Raw genomic sequence first — 1,340 nt, 5'->3', positions numbered from 1 at the left:
TCTGCTTGGGGGTGACCGGGACCAGGTGGCTCTTGGCAACGGTGTCGCCGGCTCCGGTCAGGGCACAGGTGATGATGACGTCGTGGTTCATGGGGTAAATCCTTCAGGCTTGTCTGTTCTGTGTGTTCGGTGTTGGGCTTTTCGCGGGCAGCCCGCTCCTACATGCTCATGGCATGCGCATAACCTGTAGGAGCGGCGGTTCGGCGCTCCGACTTGCCCGCGAAGAGGCCGGATCAGTTGGCGGTGAGCTTGAGGTTGTCAGCCGCCGGCTTGCCGTCGAAGGTGGTCACGCCCTCAAGCCAGCGGGCCTTGTCTTGCGGGTGGTCCTTGAGCCACTGGCGTGCCGACTCCAGCGGGTCCTTGTGATCGAGCAGCGGCTGCATCATGCGGCTCTCGTCCTCGGCGCTGAATTTCAGGTTGGCCAGCAGGCGGTTGGCGTTGGGGCAGCGTTCGGCGTAGTCGGGCGCGGTGACGGTCCACACCGTGGCACGGCCTTCGTCCGGGCCCAGGGCGTCCTGGCTGTCGCCCAGGTAGACCATGTCGATGTTCACGTTCATCGGGTGCGGTGCCCAGCCGAAGAACACCACGGCTTCATTGCGGCGCACGGCGCGATCGACGGCGGCGAGCATGCCGGCCTCGCTCGACTCGACCAGCTGGAACTTGCCCAGGTCGAACTTGTTGCTGGCGATCATCGCCTTGATCTGGGTGTTGGCGCCCGAGCCTGGCTCGATGCCGTAGATCTTGCCGCCCAGTTCCTTCTCGAACTTGTGGATGTCGGCAAAGCTCTTCAGGCCTTTGTCGGCCAGGTACTTGGGTACTGCGAGCGTGGCGCGGGCGTCTTCCAGGCTGGGCTGGTCGAGGACCTTGACCTGCTTGGCATCGACGAACGGGGTGATGGTCTGGGTCATGATCGGGTTCCAGTACCCGAGGAACATGTCCAGGCGCTTGTCGCGGATACCCGCGAAGATGATCTGTTGCGAGGCGCTGGTCTGTTTGGTCTGGTAGCCCAGGCCGTCGAGCAGGACCTGGGCCATGGCGCTGGTGGCGATGACGTCGGTCCAGTTGACCACACCGAGGCGCACGTTCTTGCAGGCGGCGGGCTCGGCGGCGAACAGCGGGGTGACCACGGTGGTGCTGAGAGCGAGGGACAACAGGCTGCGGCGGATAAAGCGATGCATGGTGGCTCTCCATCGGCAGTGCGTATTGTTATGGGATCCGGCCTCTGCGGGCCGTGGGAAAAAAGTTACGCCCATGGCACAGTGGGCAATCGCACGCTGGCGACCAAGAGTTGCACTGCAGCGACCACCCACTTCCCAGGAGTAAGCGATGCCGGAAACGAT

Annotated in this window: 1 protein-coding gene and 1 pseudogene; both read right to left on the bottom strand. The window is 63.8% G+C overall.

The window, feature by feature from the left end:
• Positions 1 to 91 (bottom strand): annotated as a pseudogene (locus tag VA602_RS00390) (3-keto-5-aminohexanoate cleavage protein); the annotation flags it as partial.
• 142 nt (positions 92 to 233) lie between these two features.
• On the bottom strand, positions 234 to 1,178 hold the full coding sequence (gene choX / locus VA602_RS00385; RefSeq protein ID WP_054891721.1) for a choline ABC transporter substrate-binding protein: 945 nt from the start codon (positions 1,176 to 1,178) through the stop codon (positions 234 to 236).
• Positions 1,179 to 1,340: the final 162 nt, after the last annotated feature.

Origin of the sequence: Pseudomonas machongensis (assembly GCF_034961125.1) — a bacterium.
GTDB lineage: Bacteria > Pseudomonadota > Gammaproteobacteria > Pseudomonadales > Pseudomonadaceae > Aquipseudomonas > Aquipseudomonas machongensis.
Note: the sequence above shows the minus strand (reverse complement) of the source record. Positions and strands in the feature narration are given on the sequence as shown.

What these genes read in the sequence shown, in the direction of transcription:
- choX (WP_054891721.1), bottom strand. Translation starts at nt 1,178, where the DNA reads ATGCATCGCTTTATCCGCCGCAGCCTGTTGTCCCTCGCTCTCAGCACC.